13 protein-coding genes are annotated in these 18,694 nt (G+C 38.2%); all 13 read right to left on the reverse strand.

All coding sequences use genetic code 11. The features are described from left to right. Positions 1 to 38: 38 nt before the first annotated feature. Positions 39 to 1,961: a tetratricopeptide repeat protein gene (locus AB1349_04955; protein MEW6556687.1), complete on the reverse strand. Its 1,923-nt coding sequence runs from the start codon at positions 1,959 to 1,961 to the stop codon at positions 39 to 41. Then, a complete protein-coding gene (locus tag AB1349_04960) occupies positions 1,958 to 2,347 on the reverse strand; it encodes a gliding motility-associated C-terminal domain-containing protein (GenBank protein ID MEW6556688.1) in 390 nt (129 codons plus the stop codon). The genes AB1349_04955 and AB1349_04960 overlap by 4 nt, the downstream gene beginning before the upstream one ends. 21 nt (positions 2,348 to 2,368) lie before the next feature. Then, positions 2,369 to 3,886 carry a HAMP domain-containing sensor histidine kinase gene (locus tag AB1349_04965; protein MEW6556689.1) on the reverse strand — a complete coding sequence of 506 codons (1,518 nt, stop codon included), beginning with the start codon at positions 3,884 to 3,886 and terminating at the stop codon, positions 2,369 to 2,371. A gap of 132 nt (positions 3,887 to 4,018) precedes the next feature. Continuing rightward, on the reverse strand, positions 4,019 to 5,623 hold the full coding sequence (locus AB1349_04970; protein ID MEW6556690.1) for a type IX secretion system membrane protein PorP/SprF: 1,605 nt from the start codon (positions 5,621 to 5,623) through the stop codon (positions 4,019 to 4,021). A gap of 579 nt (positions 5,624 to 6,202) precedes the next feature. Further along, complete coding sequence (locus tag AB1349_04975; GenBank protein MEW6556691.1) at positions 6,203 to 8,890, reverse strand: gliding motility-associated C-terminal domain-containing protein; 2,688 nt, start codon at positions 8,888 to 8,890, stop codon at positions 6,203 to 6,205. Next, complete coding sequence (locus AB1349_04980) at positions 8,883 to 9,320, reverse strand: hypothetical protein (protein ID MEW6556692.1); 438 nt, start codon at positions 9,318 to 9,320, stop codon at positions 8,883 to 8,885. The genes AB1349_04975 and AB1349_04980 overlap by 8 nt, the downstream gene beginning before the upstream one ends. A 992-nt stretch (positions 9,321 to 10,312) precedes the next feature. Continuing rightward, on the reverse strand, positions 10,313 to 10,843 hold the full coding sequence (locus AB1349_04985) for a hypothetical protein (protein ID MEW6556693.1): 531 nt from the start codon (positions 10,841 to 10,843) through the stop codon (positions 10,313 to 10,315). Between the two features lie 125 nt (positions 10,844 to 10,968). Continuing rightward, positions 10,969 to 11,178 (reverse strand): aspartyl protease, encoded by a 210-nt coding sequence (locus AB1349_04990; protein ID MEW6556694.1) that lies wholly within the window; start codon positions 11,176 to 11,178, stop codon positions 10,969 to 10,971. 208 nt (positions 11,179 to 11,386) lie between these two features. Beyond that, entirely contained in the window at positions 11,387 to 11,551 is a 165-nt protein-coding gene (locus AB1349_04995; protein ID MEW6556695.1) for a hypothetical protein, read from the reverse strand. 460 nt (positions 11,552 to 12,011) lie between these two features. Then, positions 12,012 to 13,931: a tetratricopeptide repeat protein gene (locus AB1349_05000; GenBank protein ID MEW6556696.1), complete on the reverse strand. Its 1,920-nt coding sequence runs from the start codon at positions 13,929 to 13,931 to the stop codon at positions 12,012 to 12,014. A gap of 3 nt (positions 13,932 to 13,934) precedes the next feature. Continuing rightward, positions 13,935 to 14,828, reverse strand: a complete 894-nt coding sequence (locus tag AB1349_05005) for a hypothetical protein (protein MEW6556697.1) — start codon at positions 14,826 to 14,828, stop codon at positions 13,935 to 13,937. A gap of 166 nt (positions 14,829 to 14,994) precedes the next feature. Continuing rightward, positions 14,995 to 17,094, reverse strand: a complete 2,100-nt coding sequence (locus tag AB1349_05010) for a tetratricopeptide repeat protein (GenBank protein MEW6556698.1) — start codon at positions 17,092 to 17,094, stop codon at positions 14,995 to 14,997. Positions 17,095 to 17,231: 137 nt separating this feature from the next. Then, on the reverse strand, positions 17,232 to 18,694 hold a 1,463-nt coding region (locus tag AB1349_05015), incomplete at its 5' end, for a YfhO family protein (GenBank protein MEW6556699.1).

Raw genomic sequence — 18,694 nt, forward strand, 5'->3', positions numbered from 1 at the left:
TATTCGTGTTTCATTCAAAAATTTATTATACAAAATTTTTATGGGATTGTCAACTCCTGTCCAATAAATAGTGAGTATGGGTTTTTCAGTTTATCGCGGTTTGCATCATAAATTTTTCGCCATTGTGATTTATCGCCATACACTTTTTGTGCGATATCAGGTAGCGAGTCGCCTTTCTGGACGACATAACTTTTTGGTTTTTCTATTTTTGGTATCGGTGTAGCGGCTGGTTTTTCCTGTAAGAATTCCAGAATTTGCGGATTATTTGGGTCGTATTTTAGTGCAGTTCTCCATGCGGCTCTTGCTTTCTCAACATCGCCAATAGCGAAGTATGCAGAGCCGAGTCGTTGTAATGCTGTAACATTATCTTCTTCGAGTTCTAACACGGTATTACATTCTGCGATTGCTTGGACATATTTGCCGGCATAGATATTTTCAAGTGCCTGCTGAAGTTTTTTATCTACAAGTGTTAACCCCGGGATTGATTTTTCTTGCGAGGCGGTTTCCGGATATTCTTTGGCAATCAGTTCAAACACCTGTTGAAGTGCGATATCGTCTGGAGATAGTTCAGTTGCATAGCGGATAGCATTAACTGCCATTTCCGGATTATTTTCCAGATATGCTGTGATGCCTTTTCGTACAATTTTAGCAGTTTTTGTTGATTCAGTTTTTTCACGGATAATTGATGCGATAGGTTGGAGTTTCTTGTTGATTGTGCGAGCACCTTGGTTATCAGGGTCCAAACCAATTGCTCGGATGATGTTTTCAGTTGCTTTTGCATACAATCCTTTTCGGTAGGCGTACTGTGTATCTTTTATTAAAAGTTCTGATGCGAGTCGGTCATTGTCTGTAATTGCTCTTACAGTTGGTAGTGGTACAGATGGTGTAGTGGGTAGTTTTTCTTCAACAGCCAGTTTTTCTTCTATTTCAATTTCAGGCGGGAATTCGGCTGCAAGTTGCTCAACTTTTGGTATAGGACCGAACAGCACTGAAAAGGATACTTTATGGCTGCCGTACATATCATTGATTCCTACCAATGGATAAAGGAATACGTAATCAAGCCGGTATTTTTTTTGGTCTAACCCGAATCCGATAGAGAATCGTCGTAAAGTATCGCTACCGAAAGTCAGCGCACCGCGTAATGCGAATATTTTTATTCCGTCTTTTAAGAAGTATTTTTCAAACCCGGCAATAAAATTGGTCTTATCGTTTCTTGACATAACTTCAACAGCTAAATTAGCCCGTTTTGATGTATATGCAAAACCGGCTCGGCTAGTTTTTTCTACCTTATCAGATTCCTTTAATCCAATATCAGGCGAATTAAGATTCTGGATAACAAGTCCTAAATTGTATTTTGACTCAGGTCTATAAAACAGTCCGAAATCAGATGATAGTTGAGATTTAAGTTTCCCGTTTTCAAACACCGGGTCTGGTTCGCCCAATGCATTTCCAGTATCATCAATTGCATTTTCTGTGTATGTATCAGAGCCGTATTCATGCGAAAGCGATTTCATAGTTAATCCGATGCCTAATTTAGGAACAAGCCGTAATCCGTAAGAAAACGAGATAATTTTTTCAGTATACAAGCTGGATAATGAAAGTGTAGACATACCCAGCCCGGCGGTACCGTATTTCCCGAACGGGTTCAGGTATGAGACAACCGAATTAGAAATGTTTGACTCATCGTCTAATCCAACATAAAGCCGACCTAGTGATGCTAAAAGCTCGTTTTGTGTTATTCGGTAGAGTCCTGCGGGGTTATAGAAAACCGCATTAGCGTCGTCGGAAATTGCAATGAATGCGCCACCTAATGCTGCGGGTCTAACGCCGGGCGAGAATTCGTCAAACGCACCATAAAGATTTGTGAAATGTGAAATGTGAAATGTGAAATGAACAAATACTAATACCTTTATCACATAACACATTACACATAACACATTACACAATTTTTTATTGTTCATTTTGCTACCACCACAGTTCCGTTAAACACTTTGTCTTCTGCCTCTATCTGATATATATAGATGCCTGAGGGCACCGTCTTACCATCTTTCTTACCATCCCATGTTATTAAAGGGTTATATGGATCACTGATATTATTAACATGCATATCAATAACAAAAGCACCGTTTAATGTAAGTATTCTTGCTGTAATTTGGACACCGCCTGAAGTTTCATCTGTACATTTGATGATTAAGATATCATTTCTATGGTCACCATTTGGTGTAATAATTTTAGGTTTTGTTTCATCAAGTTTGAAACCGTCGCTACGAAGATAGGTAGATAGGTAGATAGGTAGATAGGTAGATAGGAAAAACAGCACTAGCCATCTATTGTTTTTTACTAACATATTTTCCTCCGTCCCCATTTTTTAGATAGGTAATTTTACTGTGAATGTTGCGCCTTTTTTTTCGCCTTCGCTTGAAACCATCACGGTGCCGTTATGGCGTTGAACAATCCCGTAAGAAATAGCGAGTCCTAACCCGGTTCCTTTACCGGGTTCTTTTGTTGTAAAAAACGGTGTAAAAATTTTGTCTATATTCGCTTTAGGAATCCCTATGCCTGTATCTTTGAATGAAACCAAGATACAAGAAGTAAGAGGCAAGATGTCAGATTCTAACTTCTGATTTCTTGCTTCTTGACTCTTGCTTCTTGCTTCTGTTGTGATTGTCAACGTGCCACCAGCCGGCATAGAATGTATTGCATTTGTAATTATATTCAGGAAGACCTGCTGGATATGTGGTATAGAAACTTTTAGTTTTGGGATATTTGTTCTATAATTTCTGATGATATGAATATTTGAAGCAGCGATATCAGAGGAACAGATTTCAAGCGATGAATCAACCACTTTAGAGATATCAGTAGGTTCAAAATAGTAATCCTTCTGTCGTGCAAAATCTAAAAGCCCTTTTGTTATTTTTCGGCATCGTTCTGCCGCACGTGTAATTTTTTCAAGTGTATCTCTTAACGGGTCGGCTTGTGGTAATTTTTCAAGTATTATCTGGGACTGACCTAAAACGCCGGTTAATGGATTATTAAGTTCGTGTGCGATACCGCCTGCAAGTTGACCTAAAGAAGCCATTCGGTCCATTTGTATAATTTGTGTTTCTTTCACTTTTAAGTTTTGTGCCATTTTATTAAACGCATCAGCCAATAGTGTTAGTTCATTATTTTTACCGCCAGAAAGTTGTATCTCGGAATTAAAATTACCTGCACCTATTCTGGCAGCGCCTTCTTTAAGTTTGGTTAATGGATGCGAGATAGACCGAAACAGAATAACTGATAGAATCGCTGCAAGTACAACTGCGAGCACAGAGAATCCGGCAGATATCAAAAAGTTTATTTTCGCTATTACTAATGATTTTGTTTCTGCTGACTTAAATGCTTTTAGTTTTGTTTGATAGATACAGGCAAGTTCAGTTTTTAGTTTATTAAAATGTGGCAGTATATTTTCGTCAACTGCTGAAAGCACTTTTGTTTTTCCTCTACTACCACTCTCATAGATAGCGAAGCTATTTTTCCATTTTGTAGTAAGCAGTTCACTATTTTCGGCTATTTCCAGAAAACTATTATATTCCGTCTTGCTGACTTTGAAATTTTTTAATTCGTTGATATAATTATTTGTTTTTTCAGTTAACAACTTTGAGTATTCTAAAAACCTGTTTTTTTCTGATATATCTGACAGAACAAGATAGAAATCATATGCAGATGCAGATTTTTCAAGATAGTACTGTATCTCGCGGATACCTGCACTGAATGAATAATTCTGTACCGATTGTCTGAGATAGTATCGCTGTGCTTTACCCTGGACAAATAAAATGATTGCCATAATCCCAACGATAGCAATCATCAATGAAAAAGAACCAATCAGTCGGTTTTTTATGGTCATAACAAAATCAGGTTAAAGGTTAAAGGTTAAAACAGCAGATTAAAAGTTTAAGGTTAAAGGTCAAAATGTTTTGCTGTAATTTTAACTTTATACCTTTAATTTTAACCTTTTATTTATCCCTTTAACCTGTCTTTATTTTATTGTCTCTAACTCTCGTTCTGCTTCTGAGATATCTATTCCTTTCCCTTTATACTTTTCAACAATTCTTAGCAATAATGTTTGCCGTTGGGCCGGTGTGGCGCCTCTTGCTTTTAAGCGTCTGTAATATGTTATGGATGCAGTATAATCCGTTTTAGCAGTCCGCTGGAGTTCCATAACTGCATCTTGTTCTTTTGTCGCATCTGAAATATCTATCCCTTTATTATCGTATTTTTTTATCAATTTGTCAAGTAGTAAAAGCCGTTCTGAAACTTCTGCACCTGCTGAAACCCGTTTCTGATAGTCCAGCATAGAGTCCTTGAATGCTTTTTCTAATTCTGCTTTCTGTCGCATTCTTTCCATTTCTGCTTCCTGTAATGCCAACATTTGCCGTTGTCGTTTTGCTTCTGCTTCAGCCCGTTTTGCCTCTTCTATTTTTTTTGCAGTATCCAATTTTATTCGTTCTGCTTCTTTCTGGAATTTTTCTTTTTCTAACAGTGCTTTCTTGGCTGTTTCTTCTGCTTTGATTTTTTCTACCCGTTCCTCTAAAAACGCCTGTTCTTCTTTAGTCAGTTTAGGTCTACCCAATTTGATAGTCAGTGCAATTTTATGTGTCCCGAGTACATCTTTTATACCTGATAAAGGCCACAGGAATGCGTAATCAACCGATAGATTCTCAAGCCGTAAAGTAGTGCCGAGTGAAATAGTTGTCCAGCGTCTGCTACCGATAGTTAAGCCACCCCGTAACGCAATCGTTTTTGCTGAGAACCATTTTTCACCGCCAGTTAAGAAATTGATATCGCTGTTTTTATTGACCGCTTCAACCGACAACAAGTAATCGTTTCTTCTTCCACCTTTGTAGGCACAGCCCAGCCGATATACTGCTGATATTTTATCACTATCTGTTAGCCCGATATCAGGTGTTGTGCAATTTCTTGCCGAAAAGCCAATAGATACATTTTTAGAATACAAATACATTAGTCCCAAATCACCGCTGTATACTGTTGATTTTTTGCCGTTATCAAACACAGGGTCGTTTGTTTTGCCGTTTTCAGACCTTGTCTCGTCGGTTATATCGTTTCTTGCCGTCTCGGTATATAAATCACTACCAAACTTTCTGGATAGGTTCTTTACTGAGACACCTGCCAAGAAATCTTTGGTAAACGGATACGAGTATGATACAGATATTGCGGTTTCATCATACAGATTAGAAAGCGCTAAATTATACCACGAGATACCGGGTGTTCCGTATTTTTCAAGCGGATGCGCATAGCCGACGAATGACGACCCGATAGCAGAATTATCATCAAGCCCTAAGAACAGCCGACCGTAATTGGATGTGAATTCTGATTTTTTTAGTTGCGAGATTCCAGCTGGATTATAGAACAGCGCATTGGTATCGTCTGCGATAGCGGTGAATGCGCCTGCCATACCCTGTGGTCTGGCGCCGATATTCAGTTCATCAAACGCGCCATAGATGCAAGTGGATAAGTGAATAAGTGAATAAGTGATTAGTAAAAAGCTATATAGCCACTTAACCACTTGACCACTTAACCACTTGACCACTTTTTTTAATATCTGGTTAAGTATTTTAACCATTTTCTTATTTTTCTAATTCTTTTTCTTTCTACGAAACTTCAGTTTCGGTTATACCGCCACTAAAGTGGCGTAGAAAAGTTTCCTCCGTCCCCATTTCCGGGCAGGGCACAGAGTAGTCGGCGTTTAAACGCCGATTTCTTTCTTCCCCCGAAGAAAGGACTTCCGTGCCCGCCCGGTAAATACAGATATGAGATATGAGATATGAGTTTTTGCTTCAGGCTCGTATCTTTGTTCTCGTATCTTGTATATCTGTAAGCGGATGGGCAGGCTGTCTGTGTTCTTCCCCCGAAGAAAACGAGAACCTCCATGCCCACCCGCAAATTGTATAGGGAACGGGCAACAAGAAATTCTTCCCCCGAAGGACTTCCGTGCCCGCCCCCAAAAAGGCAGTGTTTGAGTGAACAAGTGAATAAGTGGTTAAGTGATTAGTAGAAACTAACCACTTAATCACATAGTCACTTAACAACTTGAAGTTTATTAGCCACTTAACCACTTGACCACTTAGCCACTTGACCACTTTTTTTAGTATCTGGTTGAGTATTTTAACCATTTTTTTACTTAATCGCTTAATCGCTGTCGTTATTTCGCTACCACCACAGTTCCGTTAACCACTTTCCCATCTGCTTCTATTTGATATATATAGATGCCTGAGGGCACCGCTTTACCATCTTTCTTACCATCCCATCTTAACGAATCGCCAGTATCACCTTTTATCATATCTGATACGAATGCGCCGTTGATATCATACACCTTGCCTGAAATACCGGTATCGTTACCTTCATACACAAAATTAACAACATCATTCCAGCCGTCACCGTTAGGCGAGAATATTCTTGGATATACACTTGTAAGTGCAAACTTTTGAGACCGCAACGACTGACGAAGTTGATATTTACCGCCTTTCTTGGTCTTCACAGAAACCGTCTGCTGTTGAGTATCCACCTCACCGCCGACTTTTATCCATTCTACACCATTATACCAGAATAGTGCGAGATTATCGGTTGCCTTATCCGCAGTGATTGGTGCGTGTGCAGGTGCGCCAACAATTCCACCTGAAACTTCATATGATATCTTTATATCCGCAAGCGCTCTGGAGAATAGCAGCCCTGTAACAACTTCCTGGCTGCTGGCTTTTCTAGGCAGGAATGTGTATGCCCTTAACACCTTGCCTTTCTCGTCGTCAGTCAGCCGAACAATATCAAAATATACATCATCACCAAACGAGTTGTTTTCTTTATAAATGATGCTGTTGATTGTTGGTGGGATTGCGATATTGGTCTTAGGTGCGGTTTCATTACAGAAGTAAATATTCGCATATGAGTCAGTCATTGCAGACCGGTGTGATTCGTTTTCTGATAAATCCCAGCAGGTTAGCCAGTAGTAATATGTTTGTCCACCTGTATAAATGTTTGTAGAGGTAACAGTTATTGGGATTGTGAATGGGTCTCCTGGTGCATCTATCCCGGTAGAACGATACAGTGTGTACTCCTTGAGGTCAGATGAAGTTGTGCCGTCGGTTGATTTGGTAACCGCAGTCCATCTGATTGTTATAGAATTGCGGTCGGTTGAAAGCGCTACTCTTATACCTCTTGGCTCTCTCGGTGGTATCTGGTCTGCAGCTGGCGGTGCGATACAGGAAGTAGATGCTGCTGTAGAATAGTTCGGTCTTAAATCATAACTGTATGCAGCATAGTAGTGATTCACACCTGATGTCAGGTTAGGATGGGTATAACTTGTTCCTGTGCCGTTATAGATTATGTAGCCACCGGTGGAATAATTAATTTCTGCAACAGGTGTAAATGTTGGTGGTGTGCCAGTAGAATATACAATCAGTGTTCCCTGATAATCAGCATCAGTCGGGTTGGTCCATGTGAGTTGTATTTCTCTACCGTTAGGCGCATAGAGTGGCTGTGCGGCAAAATTGCTAACCTGTGCAGGTGGTGTCGCATCCAATGTGAATGCCTGTGGAGAGTTAGAATATGCTGAGATTAAACCAGCATCGTCTATTGAGCGCAGGCAGAACCACCATGTAGTATCGTCTTTCAAGCCAGTGACAGTATATGACTGTGCATCACCTATGACAGTTGTAGTTGAAATAACTCTGCGGTTGGATGAAGGTATTGAGTTCCAGGCAACATTATCCGGTATGCTACCTGAAGTTGAGAACCTGATATCGTAATAACCATTTGTTAAATTATCAAACGGTAGTTGTGGTGTTCTCGGTGCGTTTTCTGACGGAGCGAACCATTTCAGTTCAACCGAAGTGAATCCAACCTGACCTATTGAAAGACTAACAAATTCAGGTTGTTTACTATCAACAGTAACTGTTGAAGCTCGTACATTTACACCCGAAACATCCTGATATGAGTTCCATACAGCAGTATTTGTTTGGTCATCTACTGTTTTTATAGCAAACCAGTAGGCTGTATCTGATTGTAATCCTTGAATAAGATATGACTGTTGAGAACACGGTATAACACTACTTGTTGATACAGTTATTTCTGTACCGGTTGTTTCAAAATTAGCGGCTGTTATAATCTGTGGAGCATATCTTATTCTGAAAGTACCGGTTAAGTTACCGGTAGTGCCATCATCACCGGGTGCTGTCCATTGTAATTTTATCTGGTCTTCGTATTCACCCGCAAGCGCAGTTAAGTCAGAGATTGCCGCTGGTGGAACTGTATCGCCTCTGACAGTTGCAGATGAGATATTGAACTCAACAGACATTATATGCCCGCTGTCTTCAACCCGAAGTGCGAGATAAACAACCTGATTATAATAATCGGAAGTAAATGTGATTGTTTCGGAACGCGTATAGCCGGGAGCAGGTTTGCCCTGTTCAGACCACCCCTGCGGATATTCCGATGCCTGATTCCACCACGCAGTTGTGTCATTTCCAAGTGTTGCTAATGAGTTAGTAGAAAATCTTAAATGATACGGCCATGGCATTAGAAGTTGACCATACCACGGTGGCGGGTCCTCGCCAGGCACCGTCCAGGTGAGGACAACTTCGCCTACACCAGCGCCCATTACTGATGCAATGTCGCTTACAGGTGTTGGTGGGCCCATATTCGGCCTGCAGGTCATCTGCATCGTCGCAGGATTAGCCGCATAGAGGCAGATACATAGCGACATAGCAACATAGCAACATAGCAACATAGTAATGGCTAACTTGTTCGCCCGAGAAAGCGGGCTAAGTCGCTGAGTCGCTGAGTCGCTTAGTCGCTTAGTCGCTGACTTTAATATCTGGTTAAGTATTTTAACCATTTTCTAAAATTCCTAATCCGGGCAGGCAGGCACCAAATATCTTCCCCCGAAGAATCTTTGGACTTCCGTGCCCGCCCGGTAATTTTTTGTAAGCGAACGGGGCAGAGCCGAACATCTTCCCCCGAAGTGTAAGGACTTCCGCACCCGTCCGCAAAAACAGAAACCACAGATAGACACAGATGGACACAGATGTTATCTGCGAAAATCTGCGTGTATCTGCGGTTGCGAAAATGGAAACAAAAGGGCAGGCAATAAGAAGAACTTCCCCCGAAGAATCTTCCGTGCCCGCCCGTTTGTTCCCACTTAAATCTGTGTAATCTGTATTTGTTATCTGCGTAATCTGCGTTATAGAAAAAGGGCGGATATGAGCCGACAATAATCTTCCCCCGAAGATTGTTTGAAGGACATCCATACCCGCCCGGTAATTCATAACTGCGTTCAATAGTTTATATGTTCTTGTGTTCTTAAGTTCAAAAGAAAAGGGCTGGTAGGCGTTATCATTTCTTCCCCCGAAGATTTGAGAACTCCCGTACCAGCCCGTAATCTGCGTAATCTTATTTAAAAATCTGCGTGTATCTGCGTTCTTATATAAATAAAAAACCCTTATTTTATTAAAAATAGGGCTATTATATTCTAAACCACAATTAAGTGGATTATTTACACTTATTAGTAGGGGCGAATTTATTCGCCCGAAAAGAAAACGGGCGGGCACGGAAGTCCTCCATCACCAGTTAAAACTGGTGACTACTCTTCGGGGGAAGAATTTTTTTATTTTATTTGCTTAACCAGATCCTGATTCACGAATAACTAATCACGAATTTTATCACAAATGTTCACGAATACTTTTATTCGTGTTTATTCGTGTTTTAATTCGTGTGTCTCTATTCGTGTTCCAGGACTAGGCAAAACAAACAGAAACTGCAAGTTAAAGGTTAAAGGTTAAAGGTTAAAATTTTTGGACTTTATTTTAATTTATACCTTTAATTTTAACCTTATACCTGCCTTTACAGATGGACTTCAACCTACCCACCTTCTTCTTGTGGAATGTGGAATGTGTGATGTGTGATGAATTTTTCATTACACTTTTCACTTTACACATTACACAATTTTTTAATGGGCAGATCAAATCCACCGGTTCACCCCGCAAGGATTAACAACAAATTCCAAATCTCAAATCCCAATTCCCAAACTTGTTTGTAATTTGGTGCTTGGTGTTTGGAATTTGCCTTTCCGGTGGACATCCCCACGGGGCTTTTTGACCTGTACTACATCCATCGGAGCAAAGTTACTATCCCGGCATATAGGAACTTTAATACCATCACGCCAAGGGCGTGATACTACACATTGTACCAATTTTTTGTAGTTGCTTGCCCTCGGCTCGGCAAGCCCTACACCACCAAGAATATTTGCTCCGTCCCTTTTTTAGTCAACTGCTCTTGCCCAGATGCTGAGTGTGATAGTGAACTGGTCTGACGATGTTGATGTATTCGGTAGATGGATTTTTGCCACCATGCATGCTGAACTGCCAGCAGTAATAGTTGTCGCATTGTTAATTTCTGTTTCAGTGGCTATATCAGTCCAGTTATTTGGATATCCAGCGCCAGTGAGACTGGTACCGGTACCAACCTGAAGTGAGTACTGGTCCGTACCCTGGTCTGCAGCATTCGCTTCAATTGTCCAGTCAACATCAGGCGCATCGGAATCCGCATTACTTCCTGCGCCGCACATATCACAGCCCAGAGTTCCATCATTAGTGACAGTTCCGATAAGCACATCATCAAAATCATCCAGTGCTACACTACCGAAGTCACGAGTAGCGTTTTCGGTACCAATAGATACCGAGTAGGTACCAGTCGGTGTTACTGTCAATTTACATGTACCCGGGTTAGATGCTGCATATACCGCAGTTGCAGTCAGCCCCAAAACCAACAATAAACCAAGTAGTTTTCTCATTTTTTATCACCTCCTTTTTTTTAGAATCACGCGAATACTCGCGAATTAAATACCCGAATAAACGCGAATACTTCTCTCCTTTCCATCTATTTATCTTTTTTCATCACCCCCCTTTTTGTTAAAGTTTAATATAACATCAGTTGTGTTTCTTCAATTTTTTCTGTTATCGGATTAACCTTAAAGCCAAGCATCTGCAATGTTGTTGTTCCTATTAAAACTTTAACAATTATATCTGAAATCCATATTGGTTGTGGTTCTTCTTTACCTTGAATACTTATCATTGCCCTGCCTTTTTCTATATTTGAGATTTCTACTTCAATCCCAATATGACCCATATTTACCCTTTTGGAGTTAAAGTTAAAGTGAACTTCCTCCTTCCACTATTAGTATAACACAAAATGTGCATTTTGTCAAGTACTTTTTTGATTTTGGAAATTTTTTTTTTTTGAGGTAAGAGACCACGGAACAGACACTATACAGTTTTGTTTATGTTTTACCATTTTTGTTCACCCGTGTTCATCTGTGTTCATCTGTGGTTTCATTTCAATAACTTTCTAAAAATTTTTCGGCAAAAAGCGGTGCTTTCAGAACCAATTCTGCTTCTTCTTCCTTGAATAAAAACGGTCTCACCTGATTCGCCAGAAATTTCAGTTCTTTAAAATACAGTTCAGCAATAAAAAAATTGTTTCTTTTTTCAACCGAAATCACTGTAGAAAAACCTTCCCTTTGAAGTCCACTTTCTACATTTTTAAAAAAAAGAACCGTATTTATTCCTAAATGTGCGGGTTGGTTTTGTTGTGACCGAAGTTACATTGGCTGCAACTTCCGGAATAATGCTGTAAATAGAAAGTGCTGTCTCCAAAGAAACATATGAAGGTTCGTATAATCTATTGGCAACATACAGGTCAGGAATTCTTATAAAAATCCATTTCAGTTAGTCCTTATTTTTAGGGATTATCTAAAATATATTATTTTTATATCACAGATTACCGCAGATAACCAGAACAAGTTCAGTTTATGTTTTTTGACAGGATTAACAGGATTTTAATTACCACAGAAGCACGGAATTTAGGAGGCACGGAATAAAAACTTAAATTTCTTGATTTTTTTTCTGTGTCTCCGTGTCTCTGTGGTTTATCTTGATTTTGACTTTATCTTGTAAATCCTGTCAGAGCTTTTTCTTTTGTAGGGAATACAATTTTGCAAGATTAGAGCGTGCCTGCCAGTGGTCTGGATTTATTTCAATCGCTTTTTTGAATTGTTTCTTTGCATCTTCATATTTTTCAAGTGTGAAATATAAAATACCAAGATTATTATATGTATCTGCACAGATTGGACTTAACGAAATCGCTTTTTTGTATTCCTTAAAAGATTCTTTGTATTGCTTTAATTCAAAATATAACAAGCCGAGATTGGAGTGTGCTTCCCAATTATCAGGGTTCAGTTTAATGATTTCCTGGAATTCTTTTTTTGCATTCTCATATTGTTTTATAGCCAGATACGCAATACCAAGATTATTATGTGCTTTTGTATGGTCTGGCTTCAAAAATATCGCCCGTTTTAATATATTTATCGCTTGAACATATTTTTTTTGTTCGTAATACAGAAATCCAAGATTGTTATAAGGTCTGATATTATACGGTGATTTCTTAATAGTATCCTGCCATAACAGAACAGGATTGGCAAAAAGTTGATTTCTTTTGTATGTTATTATGCCAAGGAATAAAAAATAAAAAACGGGAACTACCGGAAGCCACTTATATTTCAGACGCCTGATTATTCCAAGATAAAAATAAACCAGAATTAGATAAACCCCAAATCCGGAAATATACAACCGATTATCCACCATAACACTTGTAGTCGGAAAAATGCTTGAAGTTGGCGAGAGTGTTATAAAAAACCATAAAACAGCAAACGAAATCAGTTTTGATGCGGGTTGTTTATTCTGATAAAGCATTACCGCAATCAAAAGTAGCCCGATAACAATTATTACTGGCATTACAAATCTGGTGTCAAGCAATGTTGTTACAGGACACAGCGAGCCACGGTCTAAACAAATTCCTGCGGGGATTATGAGTAACCCTATATATCGCAGTATAGAATATGGCTGGTTTATGAAATAGATAAAAGCATCTATAGGGGCAGGTGCTTCTAAATCGCCTAATTTACCAAAATAAAAGTATCTGAATAAAAGGAATAAAACAAGTATAATCCAATAGGGTATATGGTAGCCGGCGATGCTAAAGTGCCGTTGTAGCCGAGGTTTCAGTCCATCCGCCGCATTTGTAGCCGAGGTTTCAGCCCCTGCCGACCCTGAAGCCCGTAAAGGGCTGAAGGGTCGGCTACCAGGGGCTTCAACCTCGTCGGCTACATGGGTTTCATGCTCGGTGGCTCGGCTATTTTGACTTTTCAGAAAAATATAATCAAACACAAGTATTATTGCTGGAAGTGTAACAGCATCCTGTCTTGAAAAAAGCGCCAGTATGAAGCAGATAAGAGATAAGAGATAAGAGATAAGAGACTGGTGTTCTATAAAAAATAACAGTGCCAGCAGATAAAAAAATACTGATAGCCCAACAGAACGACTAAAAATATATGATACTGCGCTGGTATTGACAGGATGGATAGCAAAAAGAGATGTTACAAGAAAAGGTAAGAAATATTGATTATATTCCAACTTGTCATTCTGAGCGTAGCGAATAATCTCGGTTTTTGGGATTGCTTCGGTTTCACCTCGCAATGACAGAAATATCATTATTTTTTTTGTAAGTAAAAAAAGTAATATCGCATTGAATATATGGAAAATAAAATTAACCAAATGGTAGCCAAACGGGTTCAATCTGCCAAAAAAATAATTCAGCGTAAAGGTTAAATATACTAAAGGTCGGGAAGGGTCATTTCGTTCGGTATAGTTGGTATTACGGTAGGGATAAATGAGTTTGGTTTTGATATTATTCAGTTTTTTTATATCCGGGTTGTTAACGATTTTTGACTTATCGTCTAATATAAAAGGCGCCTGAAAAGAAGCATAATATATAACCGTAGTGCATATTATTATTAGCCCGATTCCAACCCATTTCCAGCCCATTTTTTATTCTTTGGTTGTTACAAACAGTTTAGAAAAAACCTCAACAGGTACCTGTGCAGGTACCTGTGCCTGTATCAAGAATACAAATTTTTTATTTTTGTATTGTTCGCCTTCCGGTATATTGAGATACAGGTCAAGTTTTTTCATTGACTCGCCTTTCAGTTTCAGTTTTTTTGGCTTGATTGTTAAAAATTTCGGGTCACCGGGTTCGTAATCACCATCTTTACCTGTGGTGATAGCGAGCATATTCAATGGCACTGGCTCTGTTGACCTGTTTATCAGAGTGAGTCGCGCACCCGCTTCTTTTCTTAAATTTATTTTTTTACCGATAGCAACCGGCTGTTTTATTGTGATATTTACAGGGTCTAATTCAAAATTGAGCGTCATCATTTTTTTTCGTTTCTTTTCTTTTAACAGTTCTTCAGGACCTATACTGCCGACGGAAAATCTTATTTTGCATTTAACTCCACCGACTACTATAAAAGTAGCGCCTGGTGGTATATCAATAGATTTTTCAATAATAGATAGTTCTGCTTGAAAATGTCTGCCCTGGAGTGCAGGGTCGTTAGGAATACTGATGATTACATCAGATGAACCTTTTTCGCCAGCGCCTAACCGATATTTTGAAGGCACTACCTGTATCCAGGAAAGATCCGGGATTTCTTCATATCCTTTAGCTAGTTTTGGCGGTTTTTGTACTTCTATTGTTATATCAGTTGTGCCGCCTCTATTTTCTACAATCAGCGGGCAATTTCGTAAAGTCCGTAGGTTATAACTTTCGCCGATTTCCACATACTCAAGCACAATATCAGAAAACATCGTCGCTATATGTCCGTAGGCGGCAGTAGTAAATAGTAAGTAGTAAACAGTAAACAGTAAGAGTCCAATTTTTTTCATCGTTATTCCCTCCTTAAGGAGTGTCATTCCCGAGTGTTTCTATAGGGAATCCATAGTCTTTTCTGGATACCCGACTACTATCCCCGCTTACTACCTGCGAGGACAGGCCTTCGGGTATGACACTTCGTGCAATCTACGTAATCTGCGTTTATCTGTGGTTCCATTTTTATTTCTCCTGTTCCTTTTTAATTACATTTTTAATTTTTTTGTAGTTATTATTCAGTATTTCATCTGTAGGCGCTATTTTTAATGCGGTTTCTATTGTCTGTTTTGCTTTCTGGAACTGCTTGGTATCTAGATAACATATCGCAAGGTAGTTATAGGTATCTATTTTTGCAGGTTGTAACGCAACGGCTTTTGAGAAGTATAAAATTGCTTTTTGATATTTTTTTAGAGCAAGATACAATTTTGCCAACTGAAAAGTTGCCTCTGTATTTTTGGATTGACCGTCAAGACCTTTTTCATAATACTTTATTGCCAATTTTTTTTCGCCAATTTCTTCATGTATCATTGCCAAATTGAAATATGCAGGATAAAATTCAGAATCAAGTTGGAGCGCTTTATCAGAATACAAAATGCTTTCGTTATACATTTTTTTCTTGAGATACAGATACCCAAGGTTGGAAAATGCTGTTGTAAAGTCAGGATTTATCTCTGTTGCATTCAATAATTTTTTAATTGCTAGGTCGTACTGTCCTTTTTCCATTAAGGACTTTGCTTCTTGATGATACTTGTTTGCTAAATATGTGTTTTCTTCACCTGCCAGTTTATAGTAAAATGCTGCTTCTTTTTCATTATTTTGTTTTTCGTAGATTCTTGCTAAACTTAAATAAACACTTTTGACTATTGGCATGATTCGTGGCATATTCTGCGGGTAATTTTTTATTATTTGAAATGCCTTCTTGTAGTTCTGCAATGCACTGTTAATATCACCCATTTTCTCTTTGATATAGCCCAGATTGTAATATCCTTCAGAGCTATCAGGTTCTAACGAAATCATTTTCAGATATTCCTGTGATGCGTTTTCTAACAGTCCTTTATAGTAATAGGCACCGCCTAAACCAAAATGTGCTCTTGAAAAATCAGGATACAATTCCACATATTTTTTCCATAGTCGGATTTCATCACACCAGTCATAATTGCGAACAAATGTTCGTATGCCAAACAAAATTATTATTGCGATGTAGACGGCATTTAATTGCCGTCTACGGAAATTTACAAACAACATTCCGAAAAGCCAGCAGAAACCGATAGAAGGTATAAATAGATAACGGACATAAAGCAGATTATTTTTCAGAAATGGCACCAGATTCATCGCAGGTAACAGTGGTATAAACATCCAGGCAGCAGCAATTAACAAACTCCATTTTTTCCGTGTTATCAGATATGCTACAAATATCACAGCACAGAATACAGATGTTATGCCTAATACTGCTTTTGGCGATATGAGTGTAAAAATTACATCAGGCGGGTATTCAACTGATAGTTTTACAGGATACACAAGTAATAACAGATACTGCAGAAAAACATATGACATACTCAAAAAATTTGCATAGAAACCACCGCCTATAAAGCCGACCTGACTTGCCTCCTGGAAACCGAAAGTTGTGAACCTCAAAATAAGATAAAAAATACCGATTATCACATAACCTGCGAACAGATAGTAGAATTTTTTTTCTCTTTTTTCTGAGAATAAATGTAGCATCACCAGAGCAGGAAATACTACCGCGGTTTCTCTTGATAAAAGTGCAAACACAAAGAATAAGACAGATAGAAAAATTATATCAGAATTGAATTTTTCGTATAATACAAGATAAAAATAAAATGCAAGTAAAATAAAAACTGTATTCACAAGTTCGCCATATCCAAGCGTGATACAGCCAATGGCATCGCTATGCACAGGATGGACTGCAAACAGTAGCGAGCCGATAAACGCAGTTACCTGATTATTAAAAATTTTTAAGCCAACAAGATAAACAAGAATAACAATACCGGCATAGATTATTAGTTCTAACACCCTGTATCCAATCGGGTTTTTACCCCATAAAAAATAATTGATAAAATGGAAACCGCTGACTATTGGTCTGAATGAAACTTCAAGTGTTACATTATAGTAATCCCGAGTGAAAATTTTTGCGATATTATTTATATTATGCAGTTTTTTATTATTAATAATAATATCTCTGTCATCATATAGAAACGGTGCTTTCAATAGAATGATATTTATACCGATACTAATCAGGATAATAATAAATAAAGTTTTCATCTCAAGAAACTGCACAACCACAGAGCACACAGAAATGTCATTCCTGCGGAAGCAGGAATCTATAATCGTTTATTCTGGATTCCCGTTTTCACGGGAATGACATCTGTGTTTACCAGTGTTCACCTGTGGTTGCATTTTTATACTTTCCTATATATTAAAAAACAGAAAACAATAATCAGTCCTGTAAATATACTTAATATAAACCCAATCTTGAACAACACAGGACTGTAATAAAATTTTATTCTGTGATTCCCTTTGCCGATAGCGACCGCACGCATTATATAGTTTGCACAGAGAATTTCTGTCTTTATTCCATCAACAAACGCTTTCCAGCCGGGATAATATGTGTCAGTTAAAACGAGAAATCCATTATCTGTAAGGTTTGCATCTATAATAATTTCTCTATCTGAGTATTTCAGGACTTTAGCGGTTGAACTATCGGTTCTTTCAGAGCCGTGCGTTATCCGTTTTTCTAAAATAATTTCCTGTTGCGGATTAAATTGTTTTTCAAACATTGCAGATAGTATAGAATTTTCATCCGAGAGCACTCTTGCTTTTGAAACGATAAATGCTCTTGGCAGAAAAAGCGGATTTCTGTAAACTTCTATTTTATCAAAATTTTTTATAAAAGGCAACTCTAATTCAGCACTTAAAAAATTACTCTTTAAATTCCATAAAGCCAGAATATGTTTTACATTCAGTAATCCTAATATTTTGATAACTTCTTCTGGAATAATAACTTCCGAACCCGGAAATTGCGGGGTTAACGAACATTTTCTATTTATCAGTTTTACCAGTTGGTTATATCGTTTTAACCCAAACCCACCATATAAATTGGCACTTGGAATCTTCCAGCACAAATTCGTATTGGGTTGAAGTATTTCGCGATGAGTAAGAAATAAATTGGTGTCACCTTTTGTTCCTTTTGACAGAATATTTGTTACCGCCCATGTATAATCCGTTCTGAACGACCATATCCTGTAATCATCCAGTGCCGTTTGTTTGGATTTTAGAAAATTAACAGTTTTCGGCTGGGTGTTCCATTTCTCGTAGTCAACTGTAGAATGTTGTGTCCATCCGTATCTGAAAAGGTCAAAAATAACAACAGATAGGATAATTATTGCGATGTAAGAATTCTGTCTATACCACTGGAACCGTCTTAAAAAATCCAAGCCATACCCTGTTAAAATTGCAAAACAGAATACTGTAATTATTGATAACCTCTGCGGGAACCGAAAAAATGCAAAACCAGGAATAATATATGTAAAAAAAACTAACAACGGCTTTACCAGTAATACAATGAATAAAACTACTATAAGACCTGTGAAGAATTTTACATCTTTAAAGACTGATTCCAGCGATTTTGAACAGCGATTACAGTGATAAGTTCGACGGTATTCAAATCTCTGTAATCTATCTTTAATCACTGTAATCATAGTTTCTGTTAGTTTTTCAACAGAAACTAATATAACAATACTGTAGTTTGGCAAATTTTTGCTAATAAATGTTGAAACATATTGTTCATTGACAAAAATGGAATAACCCTGTAAAACAGGGATGCACAAGAAACCTGAACAATTCCTATGAATAGTTAAGTCAA

The organism is Elusimicrobiota bacterium, from assembly GCA_040757695.1.
In the GTDB taxonomy this organism is placed as follows: domain Bacteria; phylum Elusimicrobiota; class UBA8919; order UBA8919; family UBA8919; genus JBFLWK01.

Coding starts and splice junctions, on each gene's coding strand:
- AB1349_04955 (MEW6556687.1), bottom strand. CDS start 1,961: ATGAACAATAAAAAATTGTGTAATGTGTTATGTGTAATGTGTTATGTG.
- AB1349_04960 (MEW6556688.1), bottom strand. CDS start 2,347: ATGTTAGTAAAAAACAATAGATGGCTAGTGCTGTTTTTCCTATCTACC.
- AB1349_04965 (MEW6556689.1), bottom strand. CDS start 3,886: ATGACCATAAAAAACCGACTGATTGGTTCTTTTTCATTGATGATTGCT.
- AB1349_04970 (MEW6556690.1), bottom strand. CDS start 5,623: ATGGTTAAAATACTTAACCAGATATTAAAAAAAGTGGTCAAGTGGTTA.
- AB1349_04975 (MEW6556691.1), bottom strand. CDS start 8,890: ATGGTTAAAATACTTAACCAGATATTAAAGTCAGCGACTAAGCGACTA.
- AB1349_04980 (MEW6556692.1), bottom strand. CDS start 9,320: ATGAATTACCGGGCGGGTATGGATGTCCTTCAAACAATCTTCGGGGGA.
- AB1349_04985 (MEW6556693.1), bottom strand. CDS start 10,843: ATGAGAAAACTACTTGGTTTATTGTTGGTTTTGGGGCTGACTGCAACT.
- AB1349_04990 (MEW6556694.1), bottom strand. CDS start 11,178: ATGGGTCATATTGGGATTGAAGTAGAAATCTCAAATATAGAAAAAGGC.
- AB1349_05000 (MEW6556696.1), bottom strand. CDS start 13,931: ATGGGCTGGAAATGGGTTGGAATCGGGCTAATAATAATATGCACTACG.
- AB1349_05005 (MEW6556697.1), bottom strand. CDS start 14,828: ATGAAAAAAATTGGACTCTTACTGTTTACTGTTTACTACTTACTATTT.
- AB1349_05010 (MEW6556698.1), bottom strand. CDS start 17,094: ATGAAAACTTTATTTATTATTATCCTGATTAGTATCGGTATAAATATC.